Below are 255 nucleotides of genomic sequence, written 5' to 3' on the forward strand. Positions count from 1 at the left end.
CACACAGCGCGACTACACGTTGGCTTTTAAGCTGTCGGTGGTGGAGCAAGTGGAAAAAGGCGAGTTGACCTACAAAGAGGCGCAAAGCCGGTACGGGATACAAGGTCGCTCAACGGTGTTGACCTGGCTGCGCAAGCATGGTCGCCAAGGATGGGGACGTGCGGCATCATTGGCGGCCATGCCGATCGATAAAACTCCCAAGCCGTTAACCCCAGAGCAACAGATCAAGGAGCTTGAGGTGCAACTGGCACAAGC

At 56.5% G+C, this 255-nt stretch carries 1 protein-coding gene; it reads left to right on the forward strand.

Translation table 11 applies throughout. From position 1 onward, the window contains the following. A partial coding sequence (locus LHU53_RS19610) for a helix-turn-helix domain-containing protein (RefSeq protein WP_370632355.1) occupies positions 1-255 on the forward strand: 255 nt, incomplete at both ends.

Source organism: Rhodoferax sp. U2-2l (assembly GCF_020594515.1).
In the GTDB taxonomy this organism is placed as follows: Bacteria; Pseudomonadota; Gammaproteobacteria; order Burkholderiales; family Burkholderiaceae_C; genus Rhodoferax.